This window comes from Streptomyces sp. ISL-10 (genome assembly GCF_018614575.1).
Taxonomy (GTDB): Bacteria; Actinomycetota; Actinomycetes; order Streptomycetales; family Streptomycetaceae; genus Streptomyces.
In genome coordinates, this window is record NZ_JAGGOJ010000008.1 from 238097 (window position 1) to 253585 (window position 15489).

Below are 15489 nucleotides of genomic sequence, written 5' to 3' on the forward strand. Positions count from 1 at the left end.
CCCGCCGCGCCGCCGCCGGGCCCGGCATCTGGTGTGCGTTCGTGGGCGAGCCGTCCTTCTCGGACGGCATCGGCGCAGGATAGTCGCCGTTGCCCGGTGGCTCCTGACCGGGCCCGGTCGGGCAGAAGTTGCCTGCCCCGGTTCCGCGGAGCCCGCGCGGGACCGTCTCCGCTGCCGATTCCGGCCCGGACCGCTTCGCCCATTGAAATGGGGGTACTCAGGCTGCTTCCGGGCGCCTGCCGCAGAAGAATCGGCTGGGCCAGGTATCGCCTCGGTACCGCCTGCGGCGGCGGTGAAGTGCCGGCGTCCGGTGACCGCACCCGTGGAGGAGACATGAACCGGAACACCTCCGGCCCCGCCGGCGAGATCCCGGGAAGGCCCGCCCCTGAGCCCCCGACCCTGGAGGAGCCGACCGGACCGCGCGAGCCACTGCCGCCCAAGCCGGACCAGAGCGGCCCCGCGACGGTCGGCCCCACGGGGCAGGAGACCGGTGCCGACCCGACGGCCCTCGCGCAGGGCGGCGCGTATCTGACCACGGCTCAGGGCGCGAGGCTGTACGACACCGATCACTCCCTCAAGGCGGGAAGCCGCGGACCGGTACTCCTCCAGGACCACCATCTGCGCGAGAAGATCACCCACTTCGACCACGAGCGCATCCCGGAGCGTGTCGTGCACGCGCGCGGTGCCGCCGCACACGGAGTGTTCAGGGGCTACGGCACCGCCGTTCGGGTGACGAAGGCGGCGTTCCTCGGCAAGGACGTGGAGACGCCGGTGTTCGTCCGCTTCTCGACCGTGCTCGGCTCGCGCGGCTCGGCGGACACGGTGCGGGACACCCGCGGCTTCGCGACCAAGTTCTACACGAGTGAGGGCACCTTCGACCTCGTCGGGAACAACATCCCCGTGTTCTTCATCCAGGACGCGATCAAGTTCCCCGACATCATCCACGCGGCAAAGCCGCACCCGGACCGGGAGATCCCGCAGGCGCAGAGCGCGCACGACACGTTCTGGGACTTCGTCACCCTGCACACCGAGGCCACCCATCACACGTTGTGGAACATGTCCGACCGTGGCATCCCGCGTTCCTTTCGCATGATGGAGGGCTTCGGCGTCCACACCTTCCGGCTGGTCAACGCCGAAGGGGCGACCACGCTGGTCAAGTTCCACTGGAAGCCGAAGCTGGGCGTGCACTCCATGGTCTGGGAGGAAGCCCAGATCACCAGCGGCATGGACCCCGACTTCCACCGCCGCGACCTCGCCGACGCCATCGAGGCGGGCGCCCAACCCCAATGGGAGCTGGGCATCCAGACGTTCCCCGACACAGCGGAGCAGACCTTCGAGGGCATCGACCTCCTCGACCCGACGAACATCGTGCCCGAGGAAATGGCGCCGGTGCAGCCGATCGGCCTGCTGACCCTGGACGCCAACCCGTCCAACTTCTTCGCGGAGACCGAGCAGGTGGCCTTCCACCCGGGCCACGTCGTCCCGGGTATCGACATCACGGACGACCCGTTGCTGTCCGGTCGGCTCTTCTCCTACCTCGACACCCAGCTCAGCCGTCTCGGCGGACCGAACTTCGCCCAGATCCCCGTCAACCGCACCCACGCGCCGGTCAACGACATGCTGCGCGACGGCATGCACCAGAGCGCCGTGCACCGGGGCGTCGCGCCCTACCGGCCGAACTCGCTCGACGGCGGCTGCCCCTTCCAGGCGGGGGCGGACACGGCCGCGTACATCGAGGTGCCCCGGGAGGTGCCGGCGGCGACGAAGGTCCGCGAGGCGCCCGCCTCGTTCGCCGACCACTTCAGCCAGCCCCGGCGATTCTGGCTGAGCATGTCCCCGCCGGAGCGCGAGCACATCATCGCCGCCTACTCCTTCGAACTGGGCAAGTGCTACGAACAGGCCATCAAGGAGCGGGGCCTGCAGGTCCTCGCGAACATCGACCCGGAGCTGTGCGAGGGCGTCGCCGCGGCCCTGGGACTGCCGGCCCCCAAGCCGGCCGAACCCCTCGCGTCCGTCGATCCGAGCCCGGCGCTGTCGCAGATCGGGCAGACCTGGCCGGTGGACGGCCGCGTCATCGGGATCGTCGCCGACGCCGAGTGCGACCTCGACGGCGTGCGGGCCGTACGCCGGGCCCTGCTCGATGCGGGCATGGTCCCGCTGGTGGTCGGGCCGAACGGCGGCGAACTGGGCACGGACGGCGAGCCGGTCGCGGTCCAGCGCACCTTCGCGACCGCCCGGTCGATCGAGTTCGACGCGCTTGTGCTGGCTGGAGCACCGGGCCCGGCCGGAGATGCCTTCGGCGCGCGCGACGCAAAGGCGGGGGACGCCGTCGCGCGGCAGAACGTCGCCTCCGACCCGCGGGTGCTGCTGATGGTCTCCGAGGCCTACCGTCACGGCAAGGCCATCGGCGGCTGGGCCGGAGCCGGCAGCGTGCTGGAAGCGGCGGGCGTCCCGGCCGACGCGCCCGGCGTGGTCACAGCGGACAGCGGGGACGGCACGCTCAGGGAGATCACCCGCCTCCTCGGCCGCCACCGCGTCTGGGAACGCTTCGACAGGACCTGACCCCGTCCGCCGGCGGGGACGGCGATGACGTCGAAGGACTCGTGGTCTGTCGCGTAGACCACATGACCGGCCCGTCGGCGTACCGGCTGCATGCGGCGAGCGGGACGGCCGAGGGTGCGGTGGTCCCATCGGTTGACCTCGACGGCGCCATCCAGACGGGGGCATGTGCCGGGTGGGCCAGTCCAGGAGCGGCGGCCTGCCGACGCGCCTCCCGCGGCCAGGACGCCCGTGGCCCGGCGGTGGAGTCGGCGACCATGCGGAAGGCGACCCGGCGCACGTCGTCAACTCCCGTGTACGGCAGGGCACATGCCGACCACATACGGTCCAGCGGGCCCCGGACTCGCTCTCCTCCCCGATCTGCGGGAGTGTCGGAGGTGTTCAGCACGAGAGCCCCTCCGGCGCTCAGCAGCCCGGCCGGCTCGCCCTCCGCGGAGGTGAGCCTGTACGCGATGCCGGGCGCGAGGACGCGCTGCACCCAGCCTGTGATAACGGCCGGTGGCGTGCCCACCAGTTCGGATGCGCAAGGACCAGGGCATCGAGCATGTCCCCCTCCGCCCGGTGCCGAGCTGCCTGCGGATCGAGGGCGGAGGGGACCGATCCAACCGTCCCGGTCTCGTCCGCGACGAGCGCGGGCGAGAACCCCTCGGCGTACAGGCGTGCGCGAGCACCTGGCAGCCGTGGCCGCGCAGTCCTCCACCACGGCGTCGAACACGGCGTGGTCGAAGCTGTCGGACCGAGGCGCGCGGGACAGACCCCTGGCGTGGTTCACCTGCCACAGACATGCGTTGTCACCGGTCGATGCCACGCGGCCACGCGGCCGCGCGCGACGGAGCGTTCATGCACCCCTGTGGAGCGAGCGGACCTTCGCCGGCCGGTCGTTCGGTGGTCGTAAGCCGGTCGTAAGCGGGTCGTAAGCGGGTCGTGAGCCGGGCGTGAGCCGGTCGTCCGGGCTCACCCGTGCCGTGCGAGCGAGCACGCAGTGCGCCGTCGGCCCCGGCAGCACGAACCTACCGCTGTGCGGGCCGGAACCGCGCGTCGACCGACCAGGCTCGTACCGTCGCCCGCCGTGCTTTACCACACCCGCCGGGCGGTGACGGGGAAACGGTGTCGCGACGACCGGAATGCGCGTCAGGAAGCGGGTTTCGGCCAATTATGTGCCCGCGCGTCACTCGGCAGACAACCGACGGCCCCTCACCTCCCTCTCACAGCACGTACACAGCTTCGCGACCCCGACCACTTCGCCCCCGACCGGGATGCCGCCCGCGGCCGGCCCGGGGAGCGGGGCGCGGACGTGCTGTGCGCCCGTCACCGTCTCCGATGCACTCCGAGAACGAGGAATGATGACCCGAATTCACCAGGCGCGCTTCAGGCGTCCGGCGATCGCCGGTGCCGCGGCGGTCGCCGTCGTCGCCGGCGTCGTCGCGGCCGCGCCCGACGGCAAGCAGGCCAAGGCCACGCCGCAGCTCAGTCTCATCGCCGCGGCCACGTCCGTGACCCTCGACTCGTACAAGGAGGAGCCCGGCGTCTACCTCGACCTGGGCACCTACGTCACCGCCGAGAACGGCCCCCTCGAGCTCAAGGTGACCCGCAAGTCCTACAAGGATCCGGTCGTCGCCAAGCAGATCATCCGCGACGGAAGCACGACCCGGACCAAGACCCTTCCCGCAGGTCTGGTGAAGGACTTCTCCGGGCTGCCGGGCTTCGCCGAGATCACCGTCACCGACACGGAGGGCAAGACCGTGCTGAAGAAGGCGGAAGCCTTCTGCCCGAACAACGCCTCCGGTCGGGTACGCCCCGACGCACCGGCCAGGTCGCACTACCCCCAGAGCTGCCCGGTCAACCCGTTCACGCTCGGCTCGGTGTGGGGAGTGGAGAACGGCTGGGCGTCCAACACCTACTCCGGTTACTACTCCGACAAGGTGGACCTGCCGGCCGGCAAGTACACCGCGAAGGTGTCCATCGCGAAGCGCTACCGTGATGCCTTCGGCATCGCCGACAAGCCCCAGACGATCAAGCTCACGATACGCGAACGCAGCTGGGACGAGGGCGGGCGTACGGCGGCCGCCCGACAGCACGCGTCCCACGGGACGGGGCATGCCCACCACAAGGGGGCGGCCATGTCGCCGCCGGCACCTGCGACCAGCGGCGCCGGCCCCTCGTACAACGTGGGCCACGGTCCGTACCCGCCGGCCCCTCCCGCGCTTCCCTGGGCGCTGAAGAAGGCCGGAATCGCCGCCGCGAAGGTGGGCGACGGCACGGGGAAGACCGACGGCTCGCGCCGTGCTCCGGCGCTGAAGCCCAACGCCCAGCGGCCCATGGGACGCGCCGCCGTCCCCGACGTCCCCAAGCCCGACCTGCGGTCCCTGCCCGCCTACGGCATCACCATCAGCGAGGGCGAGGGCGACGCTCCCGGCAAGGACTACCTCGCCTTCAGCGCCAACGTCTGGAACGCCGGCCCCGCCCAGCTGGTCGTGGACGGCTTCCGTGCTCCCGGCAAGAAGCTGATGGACGCCTACCAGTACTTCTACGACGCCGACGGCAAGCAGGTCGGCTACACGCCGACCGGCACCATGGAGTGGGACCCGCGTCCGGGCCACGAGCACTGGCACTTCACCGACTTCGCCAGCTACCGCCTCCTCAAGGCGGACCAGAAGGAGGCGGTGCGCAGCGGCAAGGAGGCGTTCTGCCTGGCCAACACGGACGCCGTGGACTACACGGTGAAGAACGCCAACTGGCACCCGGACAACACCGACCTCTCCACCGCGTGCGGCCAGGAGAACTCGATCTCCGTCCGTGAGGTCCTCGACGTCGGCTCCGGCGACACCTACACCCAGGATCTGCCCGGCCAGTCGTTCGACATCACCGGCCTGCCGAACGGCACGTACTACATCCAGGTGCTGGCCAACCCGGAGAAGCGGCTCAAGGAGACCGACCTCACCAACAACAGCGCTCTGCGCAAGGTCGTTCTGGGCGGTGTGCCCGGCGCCCGCACCGTGAAGGTGCCCCCGCACCACCGGGTCGACGCCAACTGACCCACCGTCACAAGGCCCCGACCGCCGCACGGTGGTCGGGGCCTTCGCGCGCGTGTGGAGCCGGCATGACGCACAGCAGGCGCAAGTGACGGCAGGGCCCGAATAATCGGATGCCCCGGCCCGTTCGGACTTCCTACACTCGCTTCGCGCGCTGCCACGACAGCGCAACACGCATTGTCGACCAGCAGGACCGATGAGGGGAGACCGGCCGTGTGTCACAGCACCGCTGTCGCCGTTCCCCGTTCACGGTACGACGTGATCCCGGTGTCTTCGTGCGCCCGGTGCCGGCTGCGCGGCCGCCACCGGATGTCCGTGACGAACTCCTGACCCGGTCCTGTTCATCGAGCCGACCGGTACGGCTTCATCGAGCCGACCAGTACGGGCGCGGCCCGACGCGGTGTGCTGCGTCAGGAGCTCCCGCCAGGTCTGCAGCCAGGCCCGTTCGTCCGGAAATCGCGCTGTCCTGTTGTGAAGCTCTGATCACCTCGAAAGGCACTGCGCCGTGCGTACCACCCTGCAACGCCAGGCGGGCAATCCGCCGACCGCCGTCCGGAATCTGGGCATCCTCGCCCACGTCGACGCGGGCAAGACCACCGTCACCGAACGGATCCTGTATCTCACCGGTGCCACCCACAAACGCGGTGAGGTCCACGACGGAACCACCGTCACCGACTTCGACCCGCAGGAGCGCGATCGTGGCATCACGATCTTCGCCGCTGCCGTGAGCTGCGTCTGGGACGGCCACCGCATCAACCTGATCGACACGCCGGGCCATGTCGACTTCTCCGACGAGGTCGAACGCTCGCTGCGGGTGCTCGACGGTGCGATCGCGGTGTTCGACGCGGTCGCCGGAGTCGAGCCGCAGAGCGAGTCGGTGTGGCGGCAGGCCGACCGGCACGCCGTGCCGCGGATCGCCTTCGTCAACAAGCTGGACCGTGCGGGCGCCGACCTCGACACCGCGGTCGAGTCCATTCGGGAGCGGCTGCACATCGTCCCGCTCGTGGTCCAGCTGCCGATCGGGCAGGAGGACGGGTTCAGCGGCGTCGTGGACCTGCTGCGCATGCGCTCACTGGTGTGGGGCACGGGCAGCGACACATACGAGGAGGGCCCGGTGCCCGACGACCTGCGGGAGGAGGCACTGCGACGCCGCGGTCTTCTGGAAGAGGCGGTGGCGGAGCTGCATCCGGTGGCGCTGGAGGAGTTCTGCGGGGAGGGGACTCTGTCGGCGGCGACACTCATGGCGGCACTGCGCGATCTGACGCTCGGCGGTGAAGCCGTGGTGGTGCTGTGCGGTTCGGCCTACCGCAACTGCGGTATCGAGCCGCTGCTGGAGGCCGCCGTCGCCTACCTGCCGTCGCCGCAGGACGTTCCGGCGGTACGGGGCACCCACGACGGCACCGTCCAGCAGCGGGCCGCCGACCCGGACGAGCCGTTCGCCGCACTGGTCTTCAAGGTGACCTCGACCGCCACGGGACGCCTGACCTACCTGCGGGTGTATGCGGGAACCCTGAGGAAGGGAGACATTGTGCTCGACCCGGGCGCGCGCCGCAGCGAGCGGATCGGCCGCATCCTGAGGGTGCAGGCCGACCGGCACGCCGAGGTGGACCACGCGGTGGCCGGGGACATCGTCGCGGTGATCGGGATGAAGACCGCCCGCGCCGGGGCCACCCTGTGCGCCCCCGGGGCGCCGTTGGTCCTCGAACCGCCCACGGTGGCCGATCCGGTCGTCTCCGTGGCGGTGGAGGCCCGCAGCAGCCTCGACACCGACCGGTTGGCGGCCGCGCTGGCGAGGCTGGCCGAAGAGGACCCGTCGCTGGTCGTGCGGACCGATCCCGAGACCGGCCAGACGCTGCTGTCGGGGATGGGCGAGCTGCATCTGGAGGTCGCGGTGGAGAAGGTCCGCCGTGCCTACGGCCTGGCGGTCGGCGTCGGCCGGCCGCAGGTCGCCTATCGGGAGACCGTCGCCCGCGGAGTGTCCGGACTGGTGCACCGGCACGTCAAGCAGGACGGAGGCGCAGGTCAGTTCGCCCATGTCGTCCTCGACGTGGCGGCGCTGGATCCGTCCGCCGAGCCGGCGGGCGGAAACGCCGCGGGGGCGGGGGACTTTGTGTTCCGGTCGACGGTCACCGGCGGACGGGTACCGCAGGAGTACATCCGCGCGGTGGAGGCCGGCTGCCGGGACGCTCTCGCCGAGGGCCCACTCGGCGGCCATCCGGTGACCGGGCTGCGGGTCACCCTGACGGATGGAGCCACCCATCCCAAGGACTCCTCGGAGATGGCTTTCCGGACGGCGGGCCGGTTCGCGCTCCGCGAAGCACTGCGCGCGAGCGAGATGGCCCTGCTGGAACCGGTGGTCGAGGTCACGGCCACCGTGCCCGACGACGCCGTGGGCGGCGTGCTCGGCGACCTGGCGGCGCGGCGCGGGCGCGTCTCGGGCCAGGTGGCCCGGGCCGGCACAGCGGTGCTCACCGCGACCGTGCCGCTCGCCGAACTGTTCGGCTACGCGTCCCGGCTGCGCAGCCGCACCCAGGGCCGGGGGACCTTCACCACCCGGGCCACCGGATACGCCGCCGTGCCGACGGCGGTGTCCGAGCAGGTGTCGGCGGGCTAGATCCCCAACTCCTCGCAGCCGGGACGCGCAGAAGGGCCGCCGGGCGTGCCCTGCCCCGTACGGGGCAGGGCACGCCCGGCTGAGCCGGCTCAGCGGCTCTGCAGTACGGAGAGGATGTTCCCCGCAGGATCCTTGAACCAGGCGATGTGCGGGCCGTCCTGGCGCATGATGCCCTTCTCGTCCGCCTCGAAGCCCGGGTACCGCTCGAAGGTCACCCCGCGCCGGCCGAGTTCGTCGACAGCGGCGTCGATGTCGTCGACCTCGAAGTTGAGGATCGTGAAGTCGGCCGGCTTGTGGTTGTCCTTCGGATAGACGAGTACGCGCGCCCCGCCGCCGAGGGTGAGGAAGAGCATGTCCATGCCCTCTCCACCGGACTCATCGACCTCCAGCCCGAGCGTGTCGCCGTAGAACTGCCGGGCCTTGCCGATGTCGTTCACCGAGAAGCCGCTGAACGCCTTGGTGTCCCTGAACATGACCGCGCATCCCTTCCGCCGTGCCGGTTGCCTGACGCGTGCCAGGTCACACCACGGGCGGGACCCCACGGCCAGTCCGCCACGCGGAAGCGGCTGGACGGGTCGCCACGGATCACCCTCCCGGACCGCCCGCGGGCGACCCGCCGTACTCCCGGCTTCCCCCGACGCTCGGTACGCGTGGTCCACCGCGAGCGCGTCGGACGACGCACGGGCGGGGCTTAGACTCGGCGAATGGCGAAGTATTTCGATGTGCATCCCGAAAATCCCCAGCGGCGCATCATCAGCACGGTGGCCGACAGCATTCGTTCCGGCGCGCTCGTCGCGTATCCGACGGACTCCTGCTACGCGTTGGGGTGCCAGCTGGGCAGCCGTGACGGCATCGGGCGGATCCGGTCGATCCGGAACCTCGACGACCGGCACCACTTCACGCTCGTCTGCCAGAACTTCGCGCAGCTGGGCCAGTTCGTGCACATCGACAACGACGTGTTCCGCGCGATCAAGGCGGCGACGCCCGGCAGTTACACCTTCATCCTGCCTGCGACGAAGGAAGTGCCGCGCCAGCTCCTGCACCCGAAGAAGAAGACGGTCGGAGTCCGCATTCCCGATCATGCCGTGACGCAGGCGCTGCTCGCCGACCTCGGTGAGCCGCTGCTCTCCAGCACCCTGCTCCTGCCCGACGAGGAAGAGCCGCTGACACAGGGCTGGGAGATCAAGGAACGTCTCGACCACGTGGTGGACGCGGTGGTCGACTCGGGCGACTGCGGTACGGAGCCGACCACGGTCATCGACTTCTCCGGCGGGGAGGCCGAGATCGTACGCCGAGGGGCGGGCGACACCGCGCGCTTCGAGTAGCCGCGACGACGGCCGCTCCCCAGGGGCCGGCCGCTCCCGTCATGGCGATGCGGGGACGCGGGTCAGGGGGCGCCCGTACGACGGCTTCGCCGGCGGGCCGGGTTCCCTCTGCACTCGCGCGGTGACGAGGAGGCAGGCCTGTTCCAGCAGGCCGGCGATGCGTCCAGGGGCAGGAAGCAGGACGCGTACGACACCGGGTGTACGCCTGCGTGGGCCGCCGCACACTCTCGTCCCCGACGTGTCCTCCCAGCAGCAGGTGACCACCGGGCGCGCGCGACGGAACTCCGAACACCACCGGCAGGTGCTCCGGCAATGTGTGGTGGGTGGAGCACCAGGCGAGAATGCCGCCGAGCGTGCCGTTTCCGAAGCCCGTGGTGGTCATGGAGCCCGCGGCGAACGGCAGATGGGGGTGGCCGTCGCGGGCCGGCCGGATCATCTTCGGCGACAGATCGACGCCGATCATGGGAACCCCGCGGCCATGTACGCCGTCACCATTCCCGGCCCGCACCCCAGATCCGCGACAGGCCCCGGGCTCGTGGGCCGCCACCTGTTCGGCGAAGGCGGCCGGCATCACTCGGTCCAGGGGCCCCATTTCGGCCGGGGGCTTGGCGAGTTGGAGGCAGTCGGCGGCGGCGTCGTACGAATCCCGTGCGTCGGCAAGGCGGTAAGGCTCGGTCACGCGGGACACCCTGCGGCTGCCGAACCGCGGCACGCGGGCGAAGCGGCGCGGACTGCGGGGCTGCGGCACCGGGTGGCCGTACGGCTGAGGCCCGGTCATCGTGAGCCCGGCGCGGCCGGGGCGCGCGTGCCGGACGGGCACAGCGGGCCCACCGGGGCCGACAGACTCAGCGCGCCCGCGCCCCCGCGCCCCCGCGAGAGCAGGTCCGCCGGCGGCAGCGTCGCCGCTCCCACGGTCACCGCGTCCGGTCCCAGCCGCCCCAGCTCGGTCGTTGTCCGCGAGGATGCGAAATGCGTTCATATTGGTCGGCACGGCACCGCTGTGAGCCGCCGATACGCCTCGCCCGGGGACGCGGCCGAGGGCCTGCCGATGCCCTCCTCGACATCGGCAAGCCGCGGCACCGCGCACATCACCGGTCGAACGCCGCGCGGTCCGCAGAAGCTCCGTGGCGGATGTGCGTTCGACCGGCCGGTGGCACAGAACCTAACGCTCGATCGGGAACGCACCTATACGGGTACCGGGGCCTACGGATACCTGATTAACCTCTGCCCTTGCGCCGTTCCATCCCTTTCATGGCGGTTTGCGTCGCATCGGGGGTGTGGGTCATCGCCCGATGCACCGCGAGATCCTGCCGGGAGAGCGTGCCGATCTTGCGCATGGCGCGGGCGATGTGCTGTTCCACGGTCCGGTGGGAGAGATGCAGCGTCGTCGCGATCTCCCGGTTCGTCAGTCCGGTCGCCGCGAGCTCGGCCACCTCGCGCTCGCGGGGCGAGAGTTGGTCTCCGTACGAGGGCCGGCCGGGCGGACGCCCCTCCTTGGCGGGCTGATACGTGCGGAGCACCGCCCGGGCCCGCGCGGCGTCCCAGACTGCGCCGAGGTCGGTGAACTGCTGTGTGCAGGCCGTCAGCTCGGCGACCGCGCGGGCCTTCTCGTCACCCTCCCCGTCCTCGCCCCCGGCCGCTGCCCCGGTGGCGACGGCCTGGCCCGCACCCGCGCCCGCGCCCGCATCCGCTCCGGCGCCCGGCCTGGGCGCATACGCCTCCAGCACACAACGTGCCGCGCTCTCCGTGGTAAGGGCCTGGGCGTACGGCCGGGGCAGCGCCGCATACGCCGCCGCGGCCTCCCGGTACAGCGGTACGGCCTCGTGGCGCCTGCCCTCCACCTCTGCCAGCGCGGCCCGGCTCCAGGCGAGCGCGGCCCGCGCGGTGGGCGAGTCCCGCCCTTCGAGTCCCGCGGCGAAACCGTTCACCATGGCCCGCGCCTCCTCCACCTCGCCCGCACGGGCCGTCGCCTCCACGGCCCACGGCGCGAGTTCCGCCGCCCACACCCACACGCCCTTCGCCACCATGTTCGCCCAGCCCGTGCGGGCCTCCCCGGCCGCAGCGGACAGCTCCTGGCGGGCCAGTGCGAGACGGATCAGCGCACCGGACGTGGCCGCGGCCAGCGGCGCCGCCGCGTGATCCGCCGAGGCGGCGTCGGTGCCTGACAGCCAGGACAGCGCCTGCCCCCACTCGCCGTGCGCGAGGGCGAGCAGGCCACGCACCATGCGGGCGTCGGCGCAGATGACGGGCATGTCGGCGGTCGCGGCGACGAATTTCTCGCACCGCTCGGCCAGTCCCGCCCACCGCCCGGTCACCCACTCCAGCAGCAGCCGCGCCCCCAGCGCGGTCTGCTCGGTGTAGGGCGCGCCGCTCTGCGCGGACAGTTCGAGGCCCTCGGTCAGCAGTTCATCCGCCCGCGCGTGGTAGCCGAGCCAGACCGCCGAGTCGGCGGCGTTGCACAGGCCGCGCGCCGCGTGCTGGCGGCAACCGGGGTCCGGGCTGTCCGTGGGCAGCATCGTCACCAGCTCCCACGCCAGCGGGTCGCCGCAGCTCATGGCGAGACCGACGTGATTCGCGGCGACGGCGGTGCGCACCACCTCGTCCCCGCTGTCGGCCGCGGCGGCCGTGGCGTCCTCCAGCCACATCCGGTGCACCTCGATCGAGGGGCCCGGCCAGTACGGCATGGCGAGCGCCGACATCGCCCGGGCGGACAGACCGGGCCGGACGTCGCGCAGTTCGGCGGCGGCGCGCTCCAGTTCCTGCCAGCCCTTTCCGCTCATGCCGACCTGGTTGCACAGCAACAGCCCCAGATCCAGCCGGAGTTCGCCGCGCACCGCAGCGGGCAGGGCCGCGTCCTGGACGATCTGCGTCAGCACCTCGACGGTCTGGTCCGAGCGCAGGCCGACGACGGCGCTGCGCGCCAGCAGCGGCGCCAGCCGGGCACGGGCCTGCGGCGGAACCGAGGGAGAGGCCAGAGTCCGCTCCAGCAGACAGATGGCGTCCTGGTGCCGTCCCGAATCGGCGGCCATCCGGGCGGCCTTCTCCACGGCGCGCAGCCAGCCGCGCACCCGGCCGCCGGCCTTGTGGTGACTGGCCAGGGCCGCCCAGGGCACGGGGTGTCTGCGGGCCAGCGCATCGGCCGCCCGCGCATGCAGCTCCTGGCGGACCGGGCCGGGTACGGACGCGTGCACGGCAAGGGCGGCAAGCGGCACGGCCAGTCCGTAGCGGCCCTCCTCCGACTCCGCCAGCGCCGCGCCCGCGAGCGCGGCCAGCAGGGCCTCTCTGCCCCGCGACGGCCCGAGCCCCGACACGGCGATCAGCTCGTCGCGGCTCACCGGATCGCCCAGCACGGCGGCCGCCCAGACGATCGGCCGGTGCGCCGCGGGCAGGGCGGATGTCCGGCCCAGGCTCAGTTCGGCCAGCCGTACCGGCACGCCGGCGGCGTCCACGTCCGCTGCCGTGCACCGCTGCCGGGTGCGCCCCCGCATCACGGTGAGCAGGTCGACCACCACCTGGGGCACCCCGCCGGAACGTTCGTGCAGCCTGGCCACCGCCTCGTCGGTGCAGCCCTTGCCGAGGGCCTCCACAGCGGCCCGACGGACCCGGTCCGCACTCCACGGCTCGAGCCGGTGCCGTACGACGGCCAGCTCGGGCGGATAGCCGGCCGGCGGCGCGCCCAGCGGCAGGCCGGGGACCGCCAGTTCCTCCGGCCGGTAGGCGACCACCGCCGCGAGCCCCGGCCAGGGACTCTCCAGCACGCGGCGGAGCCGGTCCCTCCCTGCCGCGTCCGCGCGGTGCACGTCGTCCACCAGGAGCAGTACCGGTCCCTCCGGCGACATCGGCTCCGGCTGCGCCCAGGCCCCACCGCGCCTCCACACAAGGCGGGTCGCGTCCGCGGCCTCAGGGAGGACGGACAGTTCCTCGAGGAGGTGACTCTTGCCCGTGCCGGCGGCCCCCTCCACCAGGACGAGCAGCGGCCCGGAACCCTCATCGGTGAGGGTCCGCCGCAGCCGGGGCTCCCAGAAACATTCGTGTGCCGTGACCACGCCGCCGTCCCATGAATCTCGTTCGCCTGTTCCCTGACGCTCCGTGCCTTCTCGGGGAACGCACAGGAACTCACAGGTACGGCACGAAAGGCCCTCAAGGCAAGGTTTCCGGCTGATCGGGACGACCGGGATCCGGGGTCGGAGCGTACCGGGCGCGCACGGCGGTTCCGTGTCACGCCCCGCGTGCCGCATGCTTCGAGCGTCGCCATGCGGGCACCCGTCGGGAGGTGCGCCGGGCAGGTGGCCCGGCGCTCGACACGGTATGGGAGACCGACGATGGCCCACGACAAGACACACCGGGACCAGAGGCCGCGCACGGCAGCCGACGAGATCCTGCACGAGTTCGAGGACGCCGGGACCCGGCTTCACGACGACGACAGCGGCGACCGCGAGGCGGCGGACGCACTGCGGCCGGGGGAGCGGGTCCAGGAATCCGTTCAGAAACCCGATCGCAGGCGGCACCGCTGAGCGCCCCTCGGCCGGTTCGGCCGGTTCGGCCGGTTCGATCGGTTCGATCGGCATACCGACCCCCCCGGGCCAGTCCCATTTGCGGGTGTTTGTGGTGGTCTGGAGGGTAGGCGGGTGACACCACCGCCGCAGCCGAGCAGAAGGAGGCCCCCGTGCGCGAGGAGAACCCTGCCAGCCGGGATCCCGGATCCCGGTACCCCCAGCCGGAATTCCCGCAGCAGGACCAGGAACACCCGGGGTGGACCGGGCCGATGGACCCGCCGCCCGATCACGGTGAGGAGAGCTACCGGGGCAGCGGCCTCCTGCGCGACCTGAAAGCGGTCCTCACCGGCGGCGACTCGGGCATCGGCCGAGCTGTCGCCCTCGCCTTCGCGCGTGAGGGCGCGGACGTGCTCTTCACCCATCTGCCCGAGGAGGAGGACGAGGCCCGGCAGACACGAGCCCTGGTCGAGGACGCCGGACGCAAGGCGATCCCGGTGGCGTGCGACATCCGCGAGGAGGAGCAGTGCCGCCGGCTCGTCGGACGCGCGGTGGAGGAGTTCGGACGGATCGACATCCTGGTGAACAACGCCGCCTACCAGATGTCCCAGCCGGACGGCATCAGCGCCATCTCCACGGAACAGTTCGACCGCGTCGTGCGCACCAACCTGTACGGCATGTTCTGGCTGTCGAAGATGGCCCTGCCCCACATGCCGCGGGGCGGTTGCATCATCAACTCCACGTCCGTCCAGGCGTACAAGCCGAGCCCTCACCTGCTGGACTACGCCATGACGAAGGGCGCGATCGTCACCTTCACCCAGGGGCTGGCGCAGATGGTGGCGCCGGACGGCATCCGGGTCAACGCCGTCGCACCGGGGCCGGTGTGGACGCCGCTGATCCCGGCGACGATGCCGGACACGGTCGAGTTCGGCAAAAAGTCACCGCTGGGGCGGCCCGCGCAGCCGGCCGAGATGGCGCCCGCGTACGTCTTCCTCGCCTCACCGCAGGCGACCTACATCACGGCGGAGATCGTGAACGCCACGGGCGGTACGCCCCTGCCATGAGCCTGCATGGTCGCGCCCGGCCCGGGCTCCCCCTCCGGTGCCCCGAGCCCTTTTACGTCCCGTCCGGCGAGGGCTTCACCCCGGCCGGGCTCGGGCCCGGTCCGGCCGTACGTGCCGACGCAGGCCTCGTTGCCCTCGGGATCGGCCACCACCCAGTGCGACAGCACATACCCATCGGACACCACTCGGCCGCCTGCGGCGATCGCCGCGGCGATCCGCTCCTCGGGCCCGGTCCTCCTTCGCGTGCGCTCGGCCCGGCAGCCGACAACGACTTTGCCGACCGTTTCCCCGCGCTGGTAGAAAGCGCGAGTCACACCACAGGACAACGGCGTTCGTGGAAGTCACGCCCCGCAGGCGCCGGATCCCGCGTCGTGCGCATGCCGGGCCGCGCACAGATCGTGA

General features: G+C 71.9%; 9 protein-coding genes and 1 pseudogene. 6 read left to right on the plus strand and 4 right to left on the minus strand.

The features are described from left to right. Positions 1–333 precede the first annotated feature (333 nt). The 3 genes from J7E88_RS09950 to fusA all read left to right on the plus strand — a co-directional run bounded on the left by J7E88_RS09950 (position 334) and on the right by fusA (position 8205). On the plus strand, positions 334–2562 hold the full coding sequence (locus J7E88_RS09950; protein WP_215179340.1) for a catalase: 2229 nt from the start codon (positions 334–336) through the stop codon (positions 2560–2562). Between the two features lie 1337 nt (positions 2563–3899). Next, the gene (locus J7E88_RS09960) at positions 3900–5594 is read left to right on the plus strand and encodes a lysyl oxidase family protein (protein WP_215179342.1); all 1695 of its coding nucleotides are present in this window, start codon (positions 3900–3902) and stop codon (positions 5592–5594) included. A 502-nt stretch (positions 5595–6096) separates the two neighbouring features. Continuing rightward, positions 6097–8205, plus strand: a complete 2109-nt coding sequence (gene fusA, locus J7E88_RS09965) for an elongation factor G (RefSeq protein ID WP_215179344.1) — start codon at positions 6097–6099, stop codon at positions 8203–8205. Between the two features lie 89 nt (positions 8206–8294). On the opposite strand, the gene J7E88_RS09970 is transcribed toward fusA, so the two are convergent. Beyond that, positions 8295–8678, minus strand: coding sequence for a VOC family protein (locus J7E88_RS09970; protein WP_215179346.1), 384 nt, complete (start codon positions 8676–8678; stop codon positions 8295–8297). Between the two features lie 231 nt (positions 8679–8909). Here J7E88_RS09970 and J7E88_RS09975 point away from each other — a divergent pair, with 231 nt between their 5' ends. Beyond that, a complete protein-coding gene (locus J7E88_RS09975) occupies positions 8910–9530 on the plus strand; it encodes an L-threonylcarbamoyladenylate synthase (protein ID WP_215179348.1) in 621 nt (206 codons plus the stop codon). A 774-nt stretch (positions 9531–10304) separates the two neighbouring features. Here J7E88_RS09975 and J7E88_RS35690 read toward each other — a convergent pair. Continuing rightward, positions 10305–10496: pseudogene (locus tag J7E88_RS35690) on the minus strand (hypothetical protein); the annotation flags it as partial. A 251-nt stretch (positions 10497–10747) separates the two neighbouring features. Further along, positions 10748–13576 carry a LuxR C-terminal-related transcriptional regulator gene (locus J7E88_RS09980; RefSeq protein ID WP_308307445.1) on the minus strand — a complete coding sequence of 943 codons (2829 nt, stop codon included), beginning with the start codon at positions 13574–13576 and terminating at the stop codon, positions 10748–10750. Between the two features lie 276 nt (positions 13577–13852). Here J7E88_RS09980 and J7E88_RS09985 point away from each other — a divergent pair, with 276 nt between their 5' ends. Together J7E88_RS09985 and J7E88_RS09990 are read left to right on the plus strand one after the other, a co-directional pair. Beyond that, on the plus strand, positions 13853–14044 hold the full coding sequence (locus J7E88_RS09985) for a hypothetical protein (protein ID WP_215179352.1): 192 nt from the start codon (positions 13853–13855) through the stop codon (positions 14042–14044). A gap of 152 nt (positions 14045–14196) precedes the next feature. Then, entirely contained in the window at positions 14197–15087 is an 891-nt protein-coding gene (locus J7E88_RS09990; protein WP_215179354.1) for an SDR family oxidoreductase, read from the plus strand. On the opposite strand, the gene J7E88_RS09995 is transcribed toward J7E88_RS09990, so the two are convergent. Then, a complete protein-coding gene (locus J7E88_RS09995) occupies positions 15036–15401 on the minus strand; it encodes a VOC family protein (protein ID WP_308307446.1) in 366 nt (121 codons plus the stop codon). The genes J7E88_RS09990 and J7E88_RS09995 overlap by 52 nt on opposite strands. Between the last annotated feature and the right edge of the window lie 88 nt (positions 15402–15489).